Raw genomic sequence first — 5587 nt, forward strand, 5'->3', positions numbered from 1 at the left:
GCGTCTTGCGGTCCAGCACCAGATCGGTGGCCGGATCAAAGCGATAGGAGGGATGGCCGGGCGGCGAAATGCGCTTTTCGGCGGCGATGCGGCTGGCAATGCCATCGGCCTGGTCGGGATCGACCGTCTGCGGCGTCAGACCGGCAAGGCCGAGCATGACGGCGCGATCACTGCCGTGGCCAATACCGGTGTAGGCGAGTGACCCGTGCAGGCTTGCGCCAAGCCGGTCGACCTTGACGCCCGCCGGACGCGGCCAGTCATTTCCCGCGACCTCGTCGAGAAACCGCGCAGCGGCGGTCATCGGCCCCATCGTGTGCGAACTCGACGGTCCTATGCCGATCTTGAACAGGTCGAAAACCGAAAGGAACACGCGGCGTTGTCTCCTGGAGTCAGGTCGAGGACTACATATAGGAATTCCCACGATGTTTCCGCTCTTTTGGAAATCGCGGCGCTGCACCCGCCGACCTTGTTTGCTCCGGCAGCGACATTGGTACGATCGCTGTATGCGGACATCGAAGCGATTGCGCTGAATGTGATAAATTCAGTCCATGGGCGATTCCCTCGATCTTTCGACAGCCGATCTCGCGGCGCTGGCCTTCTTCCTCGTCGCGTGGCTGCTGCACACGTTCGCCTCCGACGGCAAGCTGGTCAGCCGCATGTCGCTGACGACGGCGATGAATGCACAGCGGCAAGCCTGGATGCGGACCATGGCCGAGCGCGAGATCCGCATCGTCGACACCGCCATTATGAGCGGGCTGCAGCAAGGCACCGCCTTCTTCGCCTCCAGCTCGCTGATCGCGATCGGCGGCTGCTTTGCCTTGCTCGGCGCGTCCGACCGGGTTCTTGAAGTGCTCAGCGACCTGCCCTTGGGTGGCGCGCCGTCGCGCGCGGCTTTTCAGATAAAGGTGTTCGGACTGGTGCTGATCCTGGCGTTTTCGTTCTTCAAATTCGGCTGGGCGTACCGGCTGTTCAACTATTGCACGATCCTGATCGGCGCCGTGCCGATCCCGCATGGCGAAGCCTCACGCAATCCTGTCACCGAAACGGCGGTGTGGCGTGCGGCGCAAATGAACATGCTGGCCGGAAAGCACTTCAACTCCGGCCTGCGCGGGGTGTTCTTCTCGATCGGTTATCTCGGCTGGTTCGTCGACCCCATGGTGTTCGTGTTGTCGACGCTGTTGCTGCTGGCCGTTCTGGTGCGGCGCCAGTTCTTCTCGGCCGCCAGGCAGGCGGTGATCGGTCAGCCGCCTGGAAAAGGCTGATCGATCCGGCCAGACAGCCAATAGGCAAAAAGCCCGATCCATTCGCGGATGGCCATGGTGGTGGCCTGCAGTGAGTCGGCCGGATTATCGCGGAACAGCCCGATGCCTTCTTTGCCCGAGGTGCGATAGTCGACCGGCCAGGGAACGGTGGCGAAGCCGGCCTTGTCGAACAGCGCCTTGGCGCGCGGCATATGGAAGGCTGAGGTCACGAGCAGCCAGGTCTCGCCGGGCTTCGGCGTGACCAACTCCTTGGTGAAGACCGCGTTCTCATAGGTGTTGCGGGATTTGTTCTCCAGGATCAGACGATCGGCGGCCACGCCAAGCGCGGTGAGCAGGCGCGGCGCGGTTGCGGCATCGCCCTCGCCATCGAGAAACAACGCGCCGGTGCCGCCGGAGACGACCACCTTGGCGGTGGGAAAGCGCCGGGCCAGAACTGCGGTCTCGACCATCCGATCGCCGCTGCTGTTCAACTCATAGCCGCCCCGCGCCAGATTGATGGCGCCCTCAAAGCCGCCGCCGAGCACGACGATGCCGTCGACCTTTGCCGGCAGCGGCGGGCGCGCGAAGCGCTCTTCCAGCGGATTGAGCATCATGGCGCCGAGCGACGTCCAGGCTGACAGCGCAAGGATCAGAAATGCCAGCAAGCTGCCGGTGGCCGCCAGCCGCCGGCGCCCGATCATGGCCGCGAGCAGTCCCGCCAGCAGCAGGAAGATCGCCAGGTTGAGCGGCTGGATGAAGAACCAGAAGATCTTGGACAGGTAGAAGAACATCGCTCACCCCATTGCAGCGCCGCGCGGGCGTGGGCGCTCAAAGGACGCTAACACTTTGATTTTGCGCAGGATCCTTCCGAAAATCGATTCCGACTTTCAGGGCATGCGCTAGACGAGCGACGTCCCTACCACCACTTCTCCGGCTGGAACGTGCCTGCGGCCTGCTCGATGACGGCGGCGGTCTGGAACAGCGTTTCCTCGTCGAACGGCCGGCCGATCAGCTGCAGCCCGAGCGGCAGGCCCTTGGCGTCGAGCCCGGCGGGTACGGCGATGCCCGGCAGGCCGGCCATGTTCACCGTGACGGTGAAGATGTCATTGAGGTACATCTTGACCGGATCGGCAGCCATGTCCTCATCGGCGACGCCGAAGGCGGCGGAAGGCGTTGCCGGGGTCAGGATGACATCGACGCCGGCGGCGAAGACCGTCTCGAAATCCCGCTTGATCAGATTGCGCACCTTCTGCGCCTGCAGATAGTAGGCGTCGTAATAGCCGGCCGACAGCACATAGGTGCCGATCATGATGCGGCGCTTGACCTCGCGGCCGAAACCGGCGGCGCGGGTCTTCTCATACATGTCGACGATATCCTTGCCCGGCACGCGCAATCCGTAGCGGACGCCATCATAGCGGGCGAGGTTGGACGAAGCCTCGGCGGGCGCCACGATATAGTAGGCAGGCAGCGCGTACTTCGTATGCGGCAGGGAAATGTCAACGATCTCAGCGCCGGCGTCCTTCAGCCAGGCAATGCCCTTCTGCCACAGCGCTTCGATCTCTTCGGGCATGCCGTCGACGCGGTATTCCCTGGGAATGCCGACCTTCATGCCCTTGATGGGCTTGCCGATCACCGCCTCATAATCCGGCACTGGCCGGTCGACCGACGTCGTGTCCTTCGGATCGACTGATGCCATCGACTTCAACAGGATCGCGGCATCGCGCACGTCGCGCGCGATCGGGCCGGCCTGGTCGAGCGACGAGGCGAACGCGACGATACCCCAGCGCGAGCAGCGGCCATAGGTCGGCTTGATGCCGACCGTCCCGGTGAAGGCGGCCGGCTGGCGGATCGAGCCGCCAGTGTCCGTCGCGGTCGCGCCGGCGCACAGGAAGGCGGAGACTGCCGTGGCCGACCCGCCGGAAGAGCCACCCGGCACCAACTGCGCATTGTCCAGGCTGCGCACGGCCCTCGTGCCGCCGGCCGAGACGAAGCCGCCATCGCCCTGATGCGTCGTCGGCATCACCGCAGTATCGAGGCGCGAGCGCCGCCACGGATTGATGACCGGACCATAGTAGGACGTCTCGTTGGACGAACCCATGGCGAACTCGTCCATGTTGAGCTTGCCGAGCATAACGGCGCCGTCGGCCCACAGATTTGACGTAACGGTCGATTCGTAGCGCGGCTTGAACCCGTCGAGCACATGGCTGCAAGCCTGCGTGTGGACGCCTTCGGTGCCGAACAGGTCCTTGATCCCCAACGGAATGCCTTCCAGCGCACCGCCCTCGCCCTTGACCAGCCTGGCGTCGGACGCCTTGGCCATGTCGCGCGCCTTGTCGCCGGTCACGGCGACATAGGCATTGAGCGCCGGATTGGCGCGCTCGATAGCGCCGAGATAGGCCTCGGTGATCTCGGTCGCGGTGATTTCCTTGCCGCGCAGCTTGGCGCGGGCCTGTGAAATCGTCAGCTGGGTCAGGTCGCTCATCAAAGGCTCTTTTCGTAAAACACCGACCACTCAGAATCGGGATAATCCAGCACCGGGCCGCAACGCGAAAACCCGGCGCGTTCGTAGACTGTCCACGCCGCGGGATGACGATCGCCCGTCTCCAGCACCAGTCGCTTCAGTCCCTCGTTGCGCGCCAGCGCCTCGACCCGCTCAACGATTTTCGCGCCGATCTTCTGGCCGCGATGCGACGGCCTGATATACATGCGCTTGACCTCGCCAATGGCGCCGTCATGACGCTTCAGCGCGCCGCAGCCGATGGCCAGGCCTTTATCGCGGGCGATGAAAACCGTCGTGTCCTGACCGGCCATCTGCTCAACCGTCAAATGGTAGCAATGCTCCGGCGGCGTCAGTTCGAGCAAGGTCTCGTTGAGTTCGGTGACCAGCCCGCGCAGGTCGTCCTGGAGCGGCGTCTCAATGGCGATCTCGATTGCCATCGGCGGACTTACTCCACGACCTTCGGCACGAGGAAGAAATTCTCTTCGGTCGCCGGCGCGTTGACGACGATGTCGGCCGCCTTGCCGCCGTCGGTGACGACATCGCTGCGCTTCTTCATGTCCATCGGCGTCACCGAGGTCATTGGCTCGACACCGGAAACATCGACCTCGTTCAGCTGCTCGACGAAGCCCAGAATGGCGTTCAGCTCGCCGGTCATCCGTTCGGCATCCTCTTCGCTCACCGCGATGCGGGCGAGATGCGCGACGCGCTTCACTGTCTGAAGATCTACGGACATGTTTTTGCCTCGGGGAAAACCAGTTCGGGCTATAGCGGCGCCGCGCGCGCTGCGCAACATGCATCGTGCGAGAGGCCAGGCTGTGGCGGCGGCCCGCTCGTCGGCTCTCAGAATACGTCTATGGCAGGGCAACGCCCTCGCACAGATAGTAGCTGCCGCTGTTGCCGCTTGCTTCGCTTTCGTCGTCGACGGGCCGAACCGACACGAGATCGATCTGCTTCGCGTTCATTTGCGTCACCGAGAGAACGTCGGGAAAGACATAACCCGGTTCCTGGCAGATGGCCGTCACCGCCCAGCTCGGCGAAGCCGTCGCCTTGCTGATCTGCAGAAACTCGCAATTGTATTCGACGCTTTGCAGGCCGTACGCCGAAAGCACGATGTTGCCGGCGTCGATCAGCGTTTGCAGCGTGCCCTTCTTGGCCTGTTTGCAAAGCTCCTCGGACTGAAGGTAGATGCCTTCGATGAAATCATCCGCAGCGAGCGCGGGCGACGCCGCGACCAGTATGGAAACGCAAAAAGATTGCCTCAAAGCCATGGTTTTATTCCATTTTGGCTGCTTCTAAATCGTAATCGTCTCGCCAATCTTGGGCAAAGCCACCTTGATGCCGGATCCTTCCAGGCCGGCCTCGAACTTGTCGGCGGTCGGATCGATCATCGGAAAGGTGCCGAAATGACAGGGAACCACGGTGTCGAATTTGAAGAAGCGCCGGCAGGCAAGTGCCGCCACCGCGCCGCCCATGGTGAAGCGGTCGCCGATCGGCACCAGGCCGATCTTCGGCTCGTGCAGCTCGTTGATCAGCGCCATGTCGGAAAAGATGTCGGTGTCGCCCATGTGGTAGAGCGTCCTGTCTTCCGGGAAATGCAGGACGAGGCCGCCCGGATTGCCGAGATAGGTGTTCTGGCCACCTTCGCCGGGGAACGAGGATGAATGCAGCGCCTGGACGAAAGTGGTGGTGAAGCCGCCGCAATCGACGGTGCCGCCGATGTTGCCCGGGTTGATCTTCTTGTCGCTGGCGCCCTTGCCGACCAGGTACATGCAGATCTCGAAATTGGCGACTAGCTGGGCGCCGCTTTTGCCAAGCACTTCCAGCGCGCCGCTGATGTGGTCGCTGT

8 protein-coding genes are annotated in these 5587 nt (G+C 63.2%); 1 reads left to right on the top strand and 7 read right to left on the bottom strand.

The window, feature by feature from the left end:
* Nucleotides 1-370: serine dehydratase beta chain (locus EN964_RS22525; protein WP_281059567.1), on the bottom strand; the 370-nt coding region annotated here is incomplete at its 3' end.
* Between the two features lie 178 nt (nucleotides 371-548).
* On the opposite strand from EN964_RS22525, the gene EN964_RS22530 reads away from it, so the two are divergent.
* A complete protein-coding gene (locus EN964_RS22530) occupies nucleotides 549-1262 on the top strand; it encodes a DUF599 domain-containing protein (RefSeq protein WP_027161543.1) in 714 nt (237 codons plus the stop codon).
* On the opposite strand, the gene EN964_RS22535 is transcribed toward EN964_RS22530, so the two are convergent.
* The 6 genes from EN964_RS22535 to EN964_RS22560 all read right to left on the bottom strand — a co-directional run.
* Nucleotides 1241-2032 (bottom strand): YdcF family protein, encoded by a 792-nt coding sequence (locus EN964_RS22535; protein ID WP_127276740.1) that lies wholly within the window; start codon nucleotides 2030-2032, stop codon nucleotides 1241-1243. The genes EN964_RS22530 and EN964_RS22535 overlap by 22 nt on opposite strands.
* Before the next feature lie 125 nt (nucleotides 2033-2157).
* The gene (locus tag EN964_RS22540; RefSeq protein WP_127272495.1) at nucleotides 2158-3723 is read right to left on the bottom strand and encodes an amidase; all 1566 of its coding nucleotides are present in this window, start codon (nucleotides 3721-3723) and stop codon (nucleotides 2158-2160) included.
* Nucleotides 3723-4178: a GNAT family N-acetyltransferase gene (locus tag EN964_RS22545; protein ID WP_127271852.1), complete on the bottom strand. Its 456-nt coding sequence runs from the start codon at nucleotides 4176-4178 to the stop codon at nucleotides 3723-3725. The genes EN964_RS22540 and EN964_RS22545 overlap by 1 nt, the downstream gene beginning before the upstream one ends.
* 8 nt (nucleotides 4179-4186) lie before the next feature.
* On the bottom strand, nucleotides 4187-4474 hold the full coding sequence (gene gatC, locus EN964_RS22550) for an Asp-tRNA(Asn)/Glu-tRNA(Gln) amidotransferase subunit GatC (protein WP_127272494.1): 288 nt from the start codon (nucleotides 4472-4474) through the stop codon (nucleotides 4187-4189).
* Nucleotides 4475-4592: 118 nt separating this feature from the next.
* Nucleotides 4593-5009: a hypothetical protein gene (locus EN964_RS22555; protein ID WP_127271676.1), complete on the bottom strand. Its 417-nt coding sequence runs from the start codon at nucleotides 5007-5009 to the stop codon at nucleotides 4593-4595.
* A 24-nt stretch (nucleotides 5010-5033) separates the two neighbouring features.
* On the bottom strand, nucleotides 5034-5587 hold a 554-nt coding region (locus EN964_RS22560), incomplete at its 5' end, for a metal-dependent hydrolase (RefSeq protein ID WP_127276742.1).

This window comes from Mesorhizobium sp. M7A.F.Ca.CA.001.10.2.1, assembly GCF_003998575.1.
In the GTDB taxonomy this organism is placed as follows: domain Bacteria; phylum Pseudomonadota; class Alphaproteobacteria; order Rhizobiales; family Rhizobiaceae; genus Mesorhizobium.

What these genes read in the sequence shown, in the direction of transcription:
- EN964_RS22530 (WP_027161543.1), top strand. Translation starts at nt 549, where the DNA reads ATGGGCGATTCCCTCGATCTTTCGACAGCCGATCTCGCGGCGCTGGCC.
- EN964_RS22535 (WP_127276740.1), bottom strand. Translation starts at nt 2,032, where the DNA reads ATGTTCTTCTACCTGTCCAAGATCTTCTGGTTCTTCATCCAGCCGCTC.
- EN964_RS22540 (WP_127272495.1), bottom strand. Translation starts at nt 3,723, where the DNA reads ATGAGCGACCTGACCCAGCTGACGATTTCACAGGCCCGCGCCAAGCTG.
- EN964_RS22545 (WP_127271852.1), bottom strand. Translation starts at nt 4,178, where the DNA reads ATGGCAATCGAGATCGCCATTGAGACGCCGCTCCAGGACGACCTGCGC.
- gatC (WP_127272494.1), bottom strand. Translation starts at nt 4,474, where the DNA reads ATGTCCGTAGATCTTCAGACAGTGAAGCGCGTCGCGCATCTCGCCCGC.
- EN964_RS22555 (WP_127271676.1), bottom strand. Translation starts at nt 5,009, where the DNA reads ATGGCTTTGAGGCAATCTTTTTGCGTTTCCATACTGGTCGCGGCGTCG.